Below are 15,412 nucleotides of genomic sequence, written 5' to 3'. Positions count from 1 at the left end.
TAAATTCTTTTAGGTCAATTCAATTAAAGGGTAGAGCAGTGGGCGACTGGGCGCTGCGTCAAGCTCAAAAGCGGGCAACTGCAAACTCAGCGCATAGAAACCATCGCTAACCTGATCGCTGATATAAATCATTTCGGTTACCGTGCGCTCAAGCTTGGCGCCATCAGATAATTGATGGCTATCTGCTTCAAGCTTCCAAAAAGTATGATGGTTACTCAAATGCCCTTGGTCATACATTTTATCCAAGGAAGGAAAATCCACTAACAAGTGATTAATCGGTAAGTCACTAATAAATTGCATCGCTTCGCGGGTAAAAAATGGTGGCTGCGCCTGCTCAGAATAGATCACGGAAAGTTTGTGATCCTGATTGGGTAGAGTACGAAAGGCCAAGGCTTGGATACTACTAATATCAACGCCTGCCAGTTGCTGCTGGAGCGTTGCCAAATCAATTACGTGATCATCATCGGCTAATTCGGGGATATAAGAGTCTTGGCTTTGTATGGCAGTTTTGGGAGTAACGCTGAGCACTAAACAGTGGCTAATACTATTAGAATGAATAGCGCCAATCGAAATGGGTTCATCCACTATATGATGAATCGACTCGGTATGAGTGCCATTGCAGTGCGGAACCATTTTAATTTGATCCACATTACAACTGCCGCCTTGCTTGGTATCGCCAATAAAACCACCGCCACTTAAAGGCTGGCTTGAGGCAATGGGTGATGCGAAATGATTGGGCTGTTCGCCATTAAACTTGACTGGAATTGCTAGCGAGATGGCGTTGTCCAGATCCAGCTGATAACGCTTACCTTTTAACTCGGTGATCAATTTCATGGCAAAAAGATTTCCTTATCCAAATTAAGCCACTCTAAAGCGGTACCGTGTAATAGGCGATCATTGATTCCTGCCTCAAAATTCATCGAGTGGATCAACTTGCCAGGCTCGAGTTCGCCGAGCGGGAAAGGATAGTCAGTACCCAAGGCTAATTTTTGCGGCCCCATCAATTCCACCAAGTATTGTAAAACTTTAGGATCATGCACCAGCGTATCAAGGTAAATTTGTTCAAGGTATTTGCGCGGCTGGTGCGGATTATCGACTGCCAACAAATCAGGGCGGACTTCAAAGGCATGTTCGATGCGACCAAATGCGCCAGGAAAACTACCGCCGCCATGAGCAAAGGCAATACGCAAATTTGGCAAGCGCTCGAGTACGCCACCAAAGATCATGGAGCAGATCGCAAGCGAAGTTTCCGCAGGCATACCGACTAACCAAGGCAGCCAATACTTTTCCATTTTCTCTTTACCGACCATGTCCCAAGGATGAACAAATATCGCGGCACCTAATTCTTCGGCGGCTTGGAATATTTCGAATAAATGCGGATCGTTGAGGTTCCAATCGTTAATGTGAGAACCGATTTGCACGCCAGCAAGGCCGAGCTCATTAACGCAGCGCTCTAATTCTTGGATGGCAAGTTTAGGCGCTTGCATCGGCAAGGTACCCAGACCAATAAAACGTTTCGGGTATCGTTTAACAATATCCGCAATATGGTCATTTAAAAAACGTGATAGATCTAAGGTATGTTCGGGTTTGGCCCAATAGTTAAACATTACGGGAACCGTGGACAGCACTTGTACATGAACGCCATGCTGATCGCATTCGTGCATTCGCACTTCAGGTGACCAGCAATTTTCCTCAATTTCACGGAAGAACTTGCCGTCCACCATCATACGGGCGCAACCGCATTTATGGTGATCGAGAGAAACAAAGCCGCCGTAACCGTATTTTGCTTTTAGATCCGGCCAATTCTCCGGCAAAATATGGGTATGGATATCAATCGTTAAATGGTTCATACAATATCCTTATAAATCCAGTTTATTTTCTTTTGGCATCACGCTGCCACACTTGTCACAAGTACGATGTTCTTCGCTTTCTAAAAATCGCTCAAATACTGGGAAGAAATCTTTTTCCACATTAGTCAGCGGAAATTTTTCTTCATATAGCTTGTGGTCACAGTTCTCGCAAAACCACATCAAGCCGTCCAGTTCACCTTCCACTCTTTTGCGTTCGACCACCAAACCGATCGAGCCAGCAAAGCGCACAGGCGAATGAGGGATGCGCGGCGGTAATAAAAAAACTTCGCCGGCTTTAATTGGATAATCGACTTTTTTGCCGTCTTGGATGGTTTTTAATAGCATCTCGCCTTCGAGTTGATAGAAAAACTCAGGGCCTTCATCGTAATGATAGTCGCGCCTGCCATTAGGACCGCCCACCACCATCACAATAAAATCATCTTGCTCAAAAACCTGCTTGTTACACACGGGCGGTTTAAGCAGGTGACGATGCTCATTGATCCATTGCTGAAAATTAAACGGTGCCATTAATTTAGTTATTTTTGTATCACTCATAAATCCTCCGCCAATTAATCAATGGTCGCGATACATTTCAACTCAATTGCAATCGGCGTTGGTAAGCAATTGATTTCAATGGTGGTGCGACAAGGTTGGTTGTCGGCAAAATACTCTGCATAAACTTTATTGTAAGTTTTAAAATCGTCTTTCATATTGGTTAAAAATACCTGAACATCGACTAATTTGTCCCAGCTTGAACCGGCATCTTCCAATACGGCGCGAACATTATCAAAAACGCTGCGACACTGAGTTTCGATGCAATAATCGGTAATATTGCCGTCGGCATCTAAAGTTACGCCAGGAATAGTTTTAGTGCCTTTTTGCCGTGGGCCGACGCCAGATAGAAATAATAAATTGCCAACTTTACGGGCGTGGGGGTATAAACCTACGGGTTCGGGAGCGGAGTTACTTACAATCTTTTCTGACATTTTATGACCTCAAAATAGCAATCTTTCGATGATACTCTGTTATAAGCCTTCCCAATAGTTGTTATTTACTGGAGTAAACGCCTAAATTTCGGCGGCTTATGCCTCGTCTCATCTTTATCTAGCTCTTTCGAAGCGAGCTTGAACCTCTACAGATTGCTATAAAAATTGGTTAGTTGATAAAAAATACTAGGATTTATAGGCGTGCGCAAATGCAGCCTATGGAAAATTGACGAAATAGGGCGCTAGTTCAACATCCATTTGCAGCCAGAGGTGCTGGCAAATATCGAACCTGAGGTTTTTTGGTGAGGAAAATAGCGCATGCATACTAATTTACTATTTAAATGATAATTTGCAAGTTAAAGTGATTTCTTTTTGCTTTTCAATGATTTAAGTTTAGCTTTTTCTTTTTTTATGGAAAGTCTAGGTTTTTTAACCTTTTTTAGTAGTTTGAACATATAAAATGAAACACCTGCAGCTCCTAATATACCAATAGCCATTAACGTAGAAATAGCCATATCGTAGTAAGGGTTTAACACTTCTACCGGTAAAATAACAGGAATGAATATTTTAAGTCCTAGGGGCAGACTAATCAGAAAAAAGCAATAAAACACAGCTGTAAAGCTTTCCCGAATAAGTTCTTTGTTATTATCTGCCGAATAGTTTTTTATTCGTTTTATATCCCGCTGAACATCATCCATTTTTTCTATAACGCTCTTCTTTTTATTGGAGTAATGAAAAGTGGCAATTACTCCAATAGTTCCAATGACACCAAAAAATAGAGAGTAAATATCCATATTATTTAATCCCTAAAGTTCTTAAACTGAAACGGCTGGCCGAGCTCTGCGCTTTTAAGTAATGCGATAGCGCTTTGTAGGTCGTCGCGTTTTTTGCCAGTGACGCGTACTTCGTCGCCTTGAATGGCAGCTTGAACTTTCATTTTGGCTTCTTTAATGGTCTTGACGATTTTTTTCGCCATGTCTTTTTCGATACCTTGTTTGAAAGTTGCAGTTTTAAAGAATGTCTTACCCGAATGAGTGGCTTCTTCTGTAATATCCAATGCTGCGGTATCGATATTGCGCTTGACGCAGCATTTGTAGAGCATGTCGACCATTTGCTCCACTTGAAAGTCAGCTTCGGCGGTGATTTTTACCGCATCATCATTCAGTTCAAAGCTAGCGTCAACGCCGCGAAAGTCGAAGCGAGTACTAAGTTCGCGATTGGCATTATCCACTACATTGGTGATTTCGTGTTTATCCACTTCAGAAACAATATCAAAAGAAGGCATAAGTTTTCTCGTCTATAAATGAATTGGCACGATTATATGCCAAAAATAACCAATGGGTAAAATGGCAACCAGTTGGATGACAAACTCTGGCAGATTGGTAATAATCAGGACACTTTAAATAACTCAATGGTAGAAGAATGAATAAAAAGACCATCGCTATGGCAGTGACTGCTGCTTTGACACTCGTTGCTTGTGAACAAGAAGCCAGCCAGCCGCAACAACCGGTGCAAGTGGTTGAAACTCAAGAAGTGAAAGTGGTTGATGAGGCGACAGTAAAGGCGCAGCAGGATGAAAAACAGCAACTGGATAAACTCAAGGATATTTTCCAGAAAACGACGGTGGCTTTATTAAAGGCGCGACCGCTAAGCGCTACCGCTTTTGGGGTCTCTGAGGCGGATGCTGGTGGTTATTTTAATGATCGAATAGCGCGCTTTTCGCCGGAAGCCGAAGCGGAATTACGCACTGAATTAGCGGAATATGCTAAACAGCTGAAGGGTATGAAGTTTAGCGATGCCAAAGTGGATGAAAATCGTCAAGTTATGGCTTCCATTGCGCGATATTACTCTGGTGAGCCGAGCTTTGATATCGGTTATATTGATTCTTGGATGGGGCAGTCGGCTTTTGTGGTCAATCAAATTAATGGTCCCGCGATTGATGTACCCAATATGCTGGCTAATAACCACCCAATCAAAACAGTCAAAGACGCAGAAGACTACTTGGCGCGACTGGCTCAGTTTGACGAAGTGATTGCTAGCGTAAACCAAAAGGTCATAGCGGATGCTGAAAAAGGTTGGATCCCGCCGAAAGTGGTCATTGGGGGTGCGCTAAAATTTTTAAAGGGTTTTACTAAAGCAGCGCCAGAAGAGCATTCGTTGGTGAGTAGCTTTAGTAGTAAAGTTGAGCAGTTAGCGATGGATGCCGATCAGAAAACCAAGCTATTAGCTAAGGCGAATCAATTGATGGCAGAAGTGGTTTATCCGGCTTATCAAAATTTGGCTAAAACTATGCAGTCTTTATCGGATAAGGCAACTACCGAGTCAGGGATTTGGGCACAACCCAATGGCGCGGCTTATTATGCCGAAGCGGTGAGACAGCTCGGCGATACGGACATGTCGCCAGAGGAAATTCATGAGGTCGGTCTAGCGGAAGTTGCAAGAATTACCACGGAAATGGACGCGATTTTAACAGCCAATGGCTACGAAGATGGCTCGGTTGGTGCGCGCATGGCGCAATTAAACGATGAACCACGTTTCTTGTACGAAGATTCAGATGCGGGGCGACAGCAATTATTGGATGATTTGAATGCGCAGATTGAAGAAATTAACGAGCGTATGCCAGAGCAATTTGCAACCAAGCCACCTTATGATGTTGAAGTTCGTCGTATTCCAGTGGAGCGCCAAGAAGGTGCGCCAGGTGGCCAATATACCAATCCATCCTTAGATGGCTCGCAGCCCGGAATTTACTGGATTAATCTTCGCGATATGAAGGCTAACCCAAAATTTGATTTAAAAACACTGACTTATCATGAAGCCAATCCAGGTCACCATTGGCAAATTGCGTTGAACATGGCGCAAGATGATTTGCCATTGTTGCGCCGCCTTGCGCCTTATAATGCCTATGTGGAAGGTTGGGCGCTTTATTCCGAATTGGTCGCTTGGGAAATGGGCATGTACGAGAATGATCCCTTTGGCGATTTAGGACGACTTAAAGCTGAGCTGTTTAGGGCGGTGCGCTTAGTAGTGGATACTGGCTTGCATGCTAAAAAATGGAGTCGCGAAGAAGCGATTCAATATATGGCAGAGACTACTGGTACGGCTCAGTCGGACGTAGTAGCGGAAATCGAGCGCTATATGACTTGGCCGGGGCAAGCTTTGGGTTATAAATTAGGCATGATCAATCTTGTGAATCAACGCGCAAAGGCTCGCAAGGCGCTAGGCGATAAATTTGACCCAAAAGAATTTCACGATTTGATTTTATTGGGCGGCGCCGTTCCTATGGCGGTGTTGAATGCGAAAATTGATAAGTGGATTGCTAGTAAGTCTAAATAGCTTTTGTGGATTCCTGCTTTCGCAGGAATTTCTTGAAAATTATCACTGGTCTAAAAAAATAGAAACTCCTGCGAAAGCAGGAGTCTATGGCTAAGAGTTTATAGAATGAGACAGGGATACGTTTATATTTTAGCTTCAAAATATCAGGGTACCTTGTATGTGGGAGCTACCAGTAATTTAATTAAAAGAGTTTATGAGCATAAGCAGGGGCTTATTGACGGCTTTACAAAAAAATACAGAGTAAAAAGTCTGGTTTATTATGAAATCTATGATGATTTACAAGAAGCATTTCTTAGAGAGCTGCAATTAAAAAAGTGGAAGCGTGCTTGGAAGATAGAATTGATAGAGAAGAATAATTCTGGTTGGAATGATTTATATTCGGATATTCTTAGTTAGTATTAAATCATAGGGCTTTGGATTCCTGCTTTCGCAGGAATTTCTTGAAAATTATCGCTGGCCTAAAAAATAGAAACTCCTGCGAAAGCAGGAGTCCATATCTACTGATAGTATTAAAGCTTAATACTTCACACAAACATTTTTCGGTTCGGTAAAAAAGCGCATGGCTTCAAGGCCGCCTTCGCGTCCGACACCGGATGATTTAACGCCACCAAAGGGGGTGCGTAAATCGCGTAGTAGCCAGCAGTTGATCCAAACAATGCCAGCTTCGATCTGTTTGGCGACTCGGTGGGCGCGCTTTAAATCATTGGTCCAAACACTGGATGCCAAGCCATATTGAGTGCCGTTGGCGAGTTCAAGCGCTTCTTGCTCGGTATCAAACGGCATTAAAGTACAAATAGGGCCAAAAATTTCTTCTTGATTGGTGCGGCATTGATTATCCAAACCTTCGATAACTGTAGGCTCAATAAAGAAACCCTTTTTACAGCGACCATCCATTAAATGACGTTTGCCGCCCGTTAAAATGGTGCCACCTTCCTGCTGCGCTAATTCAATATAAGATAGGATTTTATCCATGTGGCTTTGCGAAACGGTCGCGCCATGTTGGGTGGTTTCATCCAAAGGATCGCCAATTTTTAGCTGCGAGACTTTTTCTACAAAAGCCGCTTTGAATTTGTCATAAATCGAACGTTCAATATAAATTCTCGAGCCACACAGGCAAATTTGCCCTTGATTCGAAAAGGCTGCACGTACCACTTCATTGACGGTTTCTTCAAAGTCACAATCGGCAAAGACCAACGTTGGGTTTTTACCGCCAAGTTCTAACGATAGCTTTTTGAACATTCCTGCCGTGACTTTAGCAATATGAGCACCGGTTGCTGAGCCGCCAGTAAAGCTGATCGCTTTAATTTTAGGGTGGCTAGTGATGGGGCCGCCAATGGCAGCTCCTGTGCCATGCAGAATATTCAAAACCCCTTTAGGCAGTCCAGCTTCGATGCAAAGTTTAGAGAATAAATAAGCGGTCATGGGAGTGATTTCAGATGGTTTTGCAATCACCGCATTGCCGCTGGCCAGTGCTGGCGCAATTTTCCAAGTAAATAAATACAAAGGAAAATTCCAAGGAGAAATACAGCCGACAATCCCTATCGGATCGCGCAAAGTATAGTTAATGGCCACATCACCCATAGCATGACTTTCGCTGGAAAACTGGGTGGCGGCATGGGCAAAAAAGCGAATATTAGCAGAGGAGCGGTAGATATCGACGGCCTTGGCAAAGGTGATCGCTTTACCATTATCGACGGCTTCAGCTTTAGCCAGTTCATCAGCGTTGGCATCAATTAAGTCCGCCAAACGACATAAAATCTCAGCACGTTTTTCTAACGAACTATTGCCCCAATGATTCTTAGCAGCTTCGGCCGCGGCTACGGCTTGTTCCAGATCCTGTTCATCAGAATTGGCGATCAGACTATAAATTTGACCGGTCGCTGGTTCCACATTATCAAGATAATTGCCAGCTGCGGGAGCGACGATTTCACCATTAATGTAATTATGAATTTTTTGCATGAGAGTTTTACTCAGTTGAGCCTAAGGGCTTATAGCTAGCTTGGCTCAAGGCTGTTGTATTCAAATAGGGTTTGCTTATAAACAAGAGGTTCGGCCGCCATCGACTGGCAAGTTTACGCCGGTAATATAGCTGGCTGCGGGCGAGCATAAGAAGCCAACCGCATTGGCAAATTCTTCGGGTTCGCCAAAGCGCTTCATTGGAATGATGGACTTTTCTTCTTGCTCCATTTTTTCAATCGAAACTCCCTGTTTCTTAGCTTTGTTTTCGATAATGCTTTCTAAACGTACGGTGTTGGTAGCACCGGGTAAAACGTTATTAACGGTGATATTAAATTGACCCAACTCGTTAGCCAAAGTTTTAGCCCAATTGGCCACAGCACCGCGCACCGTATTGGAAACTCCAAGGCCATGTAGAGGTTGTTTAACCGAGGTCGAAATCACATTCACGATACGCCCGTATTGAGCTTGCTGCATACCGGGCAGTAACAACTTCATTAATTCGTGATTACACACCAGATGTTGATTAAAGGCTGCTAAGAAGCTTTCAGTTTCAGCGGTATGGGCTGGGCCAGGCGCAGGACCGCCCGTGTTGTTGATCAAAATCTGGATGGTTTTTCCCGACTCTAAATAATCGCTGACTGAGGCTTTGACTTGCTCCGGATAGGCGAAATCGGCTAATAAAATATCGTGGCTTTGGTTCTGGCTAGTATCGAGTTCTGCTCGGACTTCATCCAAACTGGCTCGATTGCGGGCGAGCAATACCACGTTGGCGCCTTGGGCAGCTAATTGAACGGCGATGGACTTGCCCATGCCTTGACTTGAGCCACAAACGAGTGCCCGTTTACCTTTTAAAGAAAGTTGCATAGCGATTTGAATTGTCTGAAAAATAATGCCTTATTTAAGCACATTTCAACCCAGCCGCCAATCTTAGGCAGAGGATCTTAAGCTTGCACTTGCGGCTAATTTATATATGGGAAACTTGGTTTCGGCCAGCTTGTTTGGATTGGTAAACCGCTTTATCAGCGCGCTCGAATAGTTGCATCCAAGAGTCGTCTTGCTCACGGGCGCTGATACCAAAACTTGCCGTCAATTTGCCTATGTTTTCGAAATCTTCCAGAGCGACAATTTCGCGTAATTTTTCTGCTAGAACTATCGCCGAGCTCATATCGGTGTAGGGGCAAAGCAATGCAAATTCTTCGCCACCCCAGCGGGCTAAAGTATCGGATGAGCGCAAACTGGTTTGTAACAGCTTGGCAAAGTCTTGCAAAACCTTATCGCCGATCAAATGACCATGGTTGTCATTGATGACTTTGAAGTTATCAATGTCGATCAAGATCAGGCTTAAAACTTCATCAGTTTCTTGATGGTATTGGTAAGCGCGCTCAATAAATTCGCGGTTGTGGAGTCCGGTAAGCTTGTCTTTAAAGGCTTTATTTTCCAGCAATAAGTTTTTATCGATCAATTTACGCTTGTCTTTATTGAAATATATTAAGGTTGTCGCAAGAGCTAATATATACAATAAATAAGGCAGAAAGTTGGGCAGTATCGAATGTTGTAGCTGAGGTTCCTGCGGTGGACTTAAGGGTTCAGTATTGATATCCAGCTTGGTCAAAATGCCCGTGGCTGAGTAGGTGTTATAAATGTCACCGCCATATTCGCCGGGGTTTTTTTCATTGATGAATACAAAATCGATAATGCCATTTCTATCCAGTCGATCGAGCATCCCCAAGTTGTAATACATCCAGACCATCAGGTGAGTTGCTTTCATTGACGGGTATTGGGCATCCCACTTACGAGCATAGGCTCGATCCTTGGTAATAAAGTGTGCTTGTAAGGTTTCCTCGACCGATTCGAGTGGGAACTGCTCTAAAACAAGGTTGCGCTTTAGTTCGGCATTACCATTGGTCAAATTCCAAAAAATAATAAAAGCACGAAAAATATCGTAGCTATCTTCAGCTTCAACTCCTAGTCGAGCTGAATAGGCATCGCGATTTTTATCCCAGCTTGCTTTGACGTAATGAATAACTTTTTGCTGGAAGGATTTGGGGAAGTGTTTACCCTCAAACTCGTTTAAAGCACCTAAAGCGCGCAATGCAAAAGAGGTACACTTTAAACAAGAGGTGGTGCCAAATTTTGGATAATGGGGATCCCAAAAGCCGCCATCAGAATTTTGGTGCTTTAGAATAAACCGGCGTACTGCATCCCAATCAATGTTTAACTTATCAAAAGCATCCAAATGCTTCAGCGTCAGGATCGCGTCCATGGTAGTGCGAACCGCAACTTCAGTATTTTCTAGGGTTGAAAAACCGGCAAGTTTGACGTTATTTTGTTCAAACTCATGGTAACGGCTCTCAAGGAAATCTAACACCGTCTGCTCACTGATGTTCCCAACGCCGTTTAGTTGCGCCAAGGTGGTTACCGCGTAACGAGTTGCGCGCAAACTATTTTGGTTGTATTGCGAAGGTTCATTGATCAGATCGGGGTTGGTGACAAAGTAGCCATTTTCGTTTTGTCGAATTTCAATCCAATTGATGGTGTTGAGCGGTGAGAAGTAGACATTATCACGCTGATATTGAGCAAAGTCTTGTTGGTATTGATTGCTGAGCTGTTCATTTTCGGAAGCGATGTATAAATTGTAGGCATGACTAGCCAAGCCTAAGATCACTAAGATCAGGCCTAGAATCAAATAGTTGGTAAATCCTTTTGCTTCTTGAGCATCAGAATTGCTTATAGCGCTCACCAGAATCAAATAATGCAAATTTGCATTAAATTTTAATGCAAGCTTGCATTAGACTCTAGTGGCTAATTGTAAATTTATGTCTAATTATTTTACAAAAGGGATTTGCTAAAACTATCTAAGGTTTGTTCCAGTTCTTTGTCGCCATGCTGCAAAGAGACAAAGCCAGCCTCAAAGGCAGAGGGTGCCATATAGATATGGTTATCCAGCATTTTATGATAGAAGCTTTTAAAATAATCCATGTTGCCAGCGGCTACTTGAGCATAACGGCTAATTTTAGGTGTGTCGCTAAAGAAGTAGCCAAACATAGAGCCAACATGATTGGTGGTAAAAGCAACGCCTTTTTCCTTAGCGATGGCTTGCATACCGCTAACGAGTTGCTCGGTATAATCAAGAAGAGGCTGATAAAAGCCGGGCTTGGAAATTTCATTTAAGGCAGCCAAGCCTGCAGCCATGGCAACCGGATTGCCAGAGAGGGTTCCCGCCTGATAGACAGGGCCAATTGGTGCCATGTGGTTCATAATGGTTTTTTTGCCACCAAAGGCGCCAACCGGCATGCCGCCACCAATAACTTTACCCAAGGTAGTAAGATCGGGAGTGATGCCATAATAGCCTTGAGCACCGTCTAGGCCCATTCTAAAGCCGGTCATGACTTCATCAAAAATCAAGACGGCTTGGTGTTGATCGCACAGCTCGCGCAGACCTTGCAAGAAGCCGTCAACCGGCGGAATACAATTCATATTTCCAGCGATTGGCTCGACTATGATTGAAGAAATCTGATCCGGATATTGCTCAAAAAGTGTTTTAACCGAATCAAGGTTATTAAACTCGGCGGTTAGAGTGTGCTTGGCAAAATCAGCCGGTACTCCTGGCGAAGTCGGTTCGCCCAAGGTTAAGGCGCCTGAGCCAGCTTTCACTAACAAACAATCGGCATGGCCGTGATAGCAGCCTTCGAATTTAATAAACTTATCGCGTCCGGTATAGCCGCGCGCTAAGCGCAAAGCGCTCATGGTCGCTTCGGTGCCGGAGTTGACCATGCGTACCATTTCTATCGATGGGATTAGTGAACAAATTTTTTCCGCCATTTGCGCTTCGATTTCGGTTGGCGCACCATAACTTAGACCTTTTTCTGCTGCTTTGATCACCGCTTCTTTAATGGCAGGGTGGTTATGGCCTAAAATCATTGGCCCCCAAGAGCCTACATAGTCGATGTAGTCATGGCCATCGGCGGAAGTAAAGTAGGCGCCATTGGCTGACTCAATAAAAATCGGCGTGCCGCCGACGCCATTAAAGGCACGAACCGGCGAATTAACGCCGCCGGGGATATGCTGTTGGGCGCGAGAAAAAAGTTGCTCTGAATTGCTCATAACTATGAATTCTGTCATTTTAGTGATGGTTAATCGGAAGTAGGTTAAACAACCCTAACGGTTAGTCATTGCTCATGGACATAGTGATTATTGGCGACTGCGCCAGTTGATGGCTACCTCATGTTGCGCGAGCTGTTTGTCCACTCCCAACACTAAAGCAAATAAGGCCATCCGTACTTTTACCCCATTTTGCGATTGGCGGAAAATGGCCAAATTGGGGTTCTTATTCAAATCATCACTTAGCTCATTCGCTTCAAGGCGAGAATCGCGCGGCAGCGGGTGCATAATAATGGTATTGGGGGCACAATATTTATCATAAATACTCTGTGTTAGGCGGTATTTTCCACGGTAAAGATCGGCTTCTTCTTGGGTTTCAAAGCGCTCTTCTTGCACCCGCGTCATATAGACAATGTCTTGGTTTTGAATGCCTTGAATTAAGTCTTGAGTGAAGTTAATGCGGTGGTGCGCATCGTCACATTGAGCGACAATCTTTTCGGGCATGGTAAGCGCATTCGGAGCGACAAAGGTAAATTCTATCTTTGGAAAAATGCTTAACACCCGGCTTAAAGAATGCACCGTGCGACCGTTTTTTAAATCTCCGACTAAAGCAATTCTAATCGGGCTTTGTGCTTTACCAAGCCGTTGCAGCTCATCGAAAATGGTAAAGGTATCCAATAACGCCTGAGTAGGGTGTTCGTTGGCGCCATCGCCGCCATTTAATACCGGTACAGTCGCACCCTTGGCAAACTCGCTGACCGAAAAGGCCTGCGGGTGGCGCATGGCAATCGCATCAGCATAGCCTGAGATGACTTGCGCAGTATCAAACAGCGACTCGCCCTTGGTCAAAGAGGAAGTACCCATCCCCGTGGTTTCCATTACCTTGCCGCCCAATAAATGAAAGGCGCTGGCGAAACTAACCCGAGTGCGGGTGCTTGGTTCAAAAAACAGGCTGGCCAACGAGGCGCCATCCAACACTCGCGATCCCTTTTGGCGATTAACGTATGGCGTCATTTGTGCCGCTAGTTGGAGCACCGCCTCAACCGCTTGGAGATCAAATTGTTCGATAGAAACAATGTGTTGACCTTGAAAATCCATAAGTTACCCGCACCTAGCCATTATTGTAGTCGTTAACAAGTTGGCGCAATTTTAGCACGAAGTTTGCCAATTGTTAGGGTAATTGCCAAGATTGGCGACAATTTTAAGGGTTGTTTGGTGCAGCCGAATTGCCGCGAACCGCTGGTAATTCTGGCTAAATTTACTAGAATAGCCGCTGGCTAAAAGCGCATGCGAGTCATGCCGTTGTAAATGAGGTTTGTTGTGGAATTTAAAAAGTACCGTTGTTTGGTCTGTGATTTTGTTTATGATGAAGAAAAAGGTTGGGAAGAAGATGGCATCGCCCCCGGCACCAAGTGGGAAGATATTCCGGACGACTGGTATTGCCCTGACTGTGGTGTTGGCAAAGAAGATTTTGAATTAATGACCGACGAGTTTAAAAAGTCGTTGTAGATTGGGTATTCTATAAAAGTCAGCTGGCTTTTTTATAGTAAGATAACAGCAGTTGTTGTTGGGAATGGCAATCATATGTCACCGCCCCCTTTATTGAAACTGTGCAAGTACACACTAAGCTGAAAACCTGCGAGGATTTTTAGAAGTAAACGAGAGCGAGCAATTACTTATAGCCATTGTTGGTATTAGTATTCTGTTTATCAATATTCTGGATTTCTTTCATTAATCTTTGGAAACCTAAAGCTGATTTAGTTTTTTGATACATAAATGAATCATTTTTTTTATCTAACATAAGATCTGCTGCAATTAGACCGTAGGCCAGAGAACCTTTTGCTCCAATACCAGACATTCCTCCAACCAGAACAAAACTAGAATCAATGTCCATTTTATTTTTTACTATATTACTTACATAAGGTACTTCAGATTTTGTTAGTGAATAAACACAAGAATATCCTGTGACATATTCTAAATCAGACGCTATTATTGGTAAATCAAGTTTTTTTAGATAGTCAACCGTATTTTCTTTACTCCACTGAATTTCTTGATCGGTTAATTTCATCGCCCACACTTCATCTAAATCCTGAATGTCTGCCCTTAAAAAATGCCCTCCAACTTTTAATAAAGGCCTTTGGTCACTGTCAAACTTCTCAATCATAGAATAAAATATTTCAGAATTTAGATATGCAACAGGATAAGAGGATATGAGCCTATTTTTCTGGTCACTAGTCAACATATCATACTTTTCTGATTTTATTTTTAAAAACGAGAGAAATAAACGCTTTGGACTTATCAAATTGCTAAAATAAGGTGCCACATCTTTCACCAAAGTTCCATTGTATGGGCCAGCTGCAGCTACTACCTTTTTGCTCAAGATGGTTTTGTTTTTTCCAGTTTTGGTATCTGAAATGCCGATTTTATAAGCTCCATCTTCTTTTTTTAAACTGGTAACCTTTTGGTTGTAGTTTATTCTATTTCCGGATTTTCTTATTCCTTGATGTAGCTTTTTAATTAACATCTTCGGATTTAGAGTGCCAGTGTACTCTTTATATTCACGAATGATCAGAGTAGTATCTGAAATTTTCATTCCAAATTTTTCTACTGCTTCCTCTTTATTTGATGCATATTCATATTTATCTAATTGTCCATCAAGTAGATTTTCAACATCTTTTAATTGTGATTGAGAGTAGATATAAGTTACAGGTGAAGTTCTGTAAACATCCTCCATCGAGTGAAGTGCTTTTATTTCTCCTTCATTCAAGAATTCAATCAAACTTTGCGTTTCTTTCACAGAGGTTTGCTGTAGAAATGAGAAGATATCTTCTTTTGGACCTAAACTTCTTGAAATTCTTGCCTCTCCAAAACTAGAGCCAAAAGTGTATATTGAATCTTGCTGTTCAAGCAGTAAAACATTTTGTCCATATTTAGAAAGTTCCCATGCCGTTGAGCTGCCCATGAGACCACCTCCAATCACAACAATATCCTCTATCTTTTCAGATGTTTGACAGGATATTAAATTCAATACAATAACTGATATTAAGATTAGGGTTCTCATTTTCTTATATTAACATAGTAATATGTGAAAACGATTGTAACAGCTTAATTTATAGCAATAAATTTTCAAAGTGTCGATTTTATTGATAGAAATTATAGGCTTAGAGGATCTCTGTATTACTT

At 43.0% G+C, this 15,412-nt stretch carries 15 protein-coding genes; 3 read left to right on the top strand and 12 right to left on the bottom strand.

Annotated features, from left to right (window positions below; translation table 11 throughout):
- Positions 1–9 precede the first annotated feature (9 nt).
- The 6 genes from NFS34_RS02395 to NFS34_RS02370 form a co-directional block, all read right to left on the bottom strand.
- Entirely contained in the window at positions 10–834 is an 825-nt protein-coding gene (locus tag NFS34_RS02395; RefSeq protein ID WP_251358265.1) for a cyclase family protein, read from the bottom strand.
- Positions 831–1,850, bottom strand: a complete 1,020-nt coding sequence (locus NFS34_RS02390; RefSeq protein ID WP_251358264.1) for an amidohydrolase family protein — start codon at positions 1,848–1,850, stop codon at positions 831–833. Before NFS34_RS02390 ends, NFS34_RS02395 begins: the two co-directional genes overlap by 4 nt.
- Before the next feature lie 9 nt (positions 1,851–1,859).
- Positions 1,860–2,405 carry a 3-hydroxyanthranilate 3,4-dioxygenase gene (locus NFS34_RS02385; protein WP_251358263.1) on the bottom strand — a complete coding sequence of 182 codons (546 nt, stop codon included), beginning with the start codon at positions 2,403–2,405 and terminating at the stop codon, positions 1,860–1,862.
- 14 nt (positions 2,406–2,419) lie between these two features.
- A complete protein-coding gene (locus tag NFS34_RS02380; protein WP_251358262.1) occupies positions 2,420–2,836 on the bottom strand; it encodes a RidA family protein in 417 nt (138 codons plus the stop codon).
- 356 nt (positions 2,837–3,192) lie between these two features.
- Positions 3,193–3,630: a hypothetical protein gene (locus tag NFS34_RS02375; protein ID WP_251358261.1), complete on the bottom strand. Its 438-nt coding sequence runs from the start codon at positions 3,628–3,630 to the stop codon at positions 3,193–3,195.
- Positions 3,631–3,635: 5 nt separating this feature from the next.
- Entirely contained in the window at positions 3,636–4,121 is a 486-nt protein-coding gene (locus NFS34_RS02370) for a YajQ family cyclic di-GMP-binding protein (protein WP_251358259.1), read from the bottom strand.
- A 137-nt stretch (positions 4,122–4,258) separates the two neighbouring features.
- On the opposite strand from NFS34_RS02370, the gene NFS34_RS02365 reads away from it, so the two are divergent.
- Both NFS34_RS02365 and NFS34_RS02360 read left to right on the top strand, forming a co-directional pair.
- The gene (locus tag NFS34_RS02365) at positions 4,259–6,169 is read left to right on the top strand and encodes a DUF885 family protein (protein WP_251358258.1); all 1,911 of its coding nucleotides are present in this window, start codon (positions 4,259–4,261) and stop codon (positions 6,167–6,169) included.
- A 105-nt stretch (positions 6,170–6,274) separates the two neighbouring features.
- Entirely contained in the window at positions 6,275–6,565 is a 291-nt protein-coding gene (locus NFS34_RS02360) for a GIY-YIG nuclease family protein (RefSeq protein ID WP_251358256.1), read from the top strand.
- 120 nt (positions 6,566–6,685) lie between these two features.
- Here NFS34_RS02360 and NFS34_RS02355 read toward each other — a convergent pair whose 3' ends face one another.
- From NFS34_RS02355 to NFS34_RS02335, 5 genes are all read right to left on the bottom strand, one after another.
- Positions 6,686–8,128, bottom strand: coding sequence for an aldehyde dehydrogenase (locus NFS34_RS02355; protein WP_251358253.1), 1,443 nt, complete (start codon positions 8,126–8,128; stop codon positions 6,686–6,688).
- Between the two features lie 75 nt (positions 8,129–8,203).
- Positions 8,204–8,992 carry an SDR family oxidoreductase gene (locus NFS34_RS02350; protein ID WP_251358251.1) on the bottom strand — a complete coding sequence of 263 codons (789 nt, stop codon included), beginning with the start codon at positions 8,990–8,992 and terminating at the stop codon, positions 8,204–8,206.
- Positions 8,993–9,092: 100 nt separating this feature from the next.
- Positions 9,093–10,868, bottom strand: coding sequence for a diguanylate cyclase (locus NFS34_RS02345; RefSeq protein WP_251358250.1), 1,776 nt, complete (start codon positions 10,866–10,868; stop codon positions 9,093–9,095).
- Between the two features lie 89 nt (positions 10,869–10,957).
- Positions 10,958–12,232, bottom strand: a complete 1,275-nt coding sequence (gene hemL / locus NFS34_RS02340) for a glutamate-1-semialdehyde 2,1-aminomutase (protein WP_309296422.1) — start codon at positions 12,230–12,232, stop codon at positions 10,958–10,960.
- A gap of 87 nt (positions 12,233–12,319) precedes the next feature.
- Entirely contained in the window at positions 12,320–13,327 is a 1,008-nt protein-coding gene (locus NFS34_RS02335; RefSeq protein ID WP_251358247.1) for an aspartate carbamoyltransferase, read from the bottom strand.
- Between the two features lie 210 nt (positions 13,328–13,537).
- Here NFS34_RS02335 and NFS34_RS02330 point away from each other — a divergent pair, with 210 nt between their 5' ends.
- Positions 13,538–13,738 carry a rubredoxin gene (locus NFS34_RS02330; RefSeq protein ID WP_251358246.1) on the top strand — a complete coding sequence of 67 codons (201 nt, stop codon included), beginning with the start codon at positions 13,538–13,540 and terminating at the stop codon, positions 13,736–13,738.
- Between the two features lie 163 nt (positions 13,739–13,901).
- Here the strand turns inward: NFS34_RS02330 and NFS34_RS02325 are convergent, their stop codons facing one another.
- Positions 13,902–15,290, bottom strand: coding sequence for an FAD-binding oxidoreductase (locus NFS34_RS02325; protein ID WP_285834440.1), 1,389 nt, complete (start codon positions 15,288–15,290; stop codon positions 13,902–13,904).
- Positions 15,291–15,412 lie beyond the last annotated feature (122 nt).

The sequence above is a fragment of the Kangiella sp. TOML190 genome, assembly GCF_023706045.1.
Taxonomy (GTDB): Bacteria; Pseudomonadota; Gammaproteobacteria; order Enterobacterales; family Kangiellaceae; genus Kangiella.
This window is presented reverse-complemented; position numbering and strand designations above follow the sequence as displayed.

Bases quoted from the DNA above. Each gene is read 5' to 3' on its own strand.
- NFS34_RS02395 (WP_251358265.1), bottom strand. From the start codon at position 834: ATGAAATTGATCACCGAGTTAAAAGGTAAGCGTTATCAGCTGGATCTG.
- NFS34_RS02390 (WP_251358264.1), bottom strand. From the start codon at position 1,850: ATGAACCATTTAACGATTGATATCCATACCCATATTTTGCCGGAGAAT.
- NFS34_RS02385 (WP_251358263.1), bottom strand. From the start codon at position 2,405: ATGAGTGATACAAAAATAACTAAATTAATGGCACCGTTTAATTTTCAG.
- NFS34_RS02380 (WP_251358262.1), bottom strand. From the start codon at position 2,836: ATGTCAGAAAAGATTGTAAGTAACTCCGCTCCCGAACCCGTAGGTTTA.
- NFS34_RS02375 (WP_251358261.1), bottom strand. From the start codon at position 3,630: ATGGATATTTACTCTCTATTTTTTGGTGTCATTGGAACTATTGGAGTA.
- NFS34_RS02370 (WP_251358259.1), bottom strand. From the start codon at position 4,121: ATGCCTTCTTTTGATATTGTTTCTGAAGTGGATAAACACGAAATCACC.
- NFS34_RS02365 (WP_251358258.1), top strand. From the start codon at position 4,259: ATGAATAAAAAGACCATCGCTATGGCAGTGACTGCTGCTTTGACACTC.
- NFS34_RS02360 (WP_251358256.1), top strand. From the start codon at position 6,275: ATGAGACAGGGATACGTTTATATTTTAGCTTCAAAATATCAGGGTACC.
- NFS34_RS02355 (WP_251358253.1), bottom strand. From the start codon at position 8,128: ATGCAAAAAATTCATAATTACATTAATGGTGAAATCGTCGCTCCCGCA.
- NFS34_RS02350 (WP_251358251.1), bottom strand. From the start codon at position 8,992: ATGCAACTTTCTTTAAAAGGTAAACGGGCACTCGTTTGTGGCTCAAGT.
- hemL (WP_309296422.1), bottom strand. From the start codon at position 12,232: ATGAGCAATTCAGAGCAACTTTTTTCTCGCGCCCAACAGCATATCCCC.
- NFS34_RS02335 (WP_251358247.1), bottom strand. From the start codon at position 13,327: ATGGATTTTCAAGGTCAACACATTGTTTCTATCGAACAATTTGATCTC.
- NFS34_RS02330 (WP_251358246.1), top strand. From the start codon at position 13,538: ATGAGGTTTGTTGTGGAATTTAAAAAGTACCGTTGTTTGGTCTGTGAT.
- NFS34_RS02325 (WP_285834440.1), bottom strand. From the start codon at position 15,290: ATGAGAACCCTAATCTTAATATCAGTTATTGTATTGAATTTAATATCC.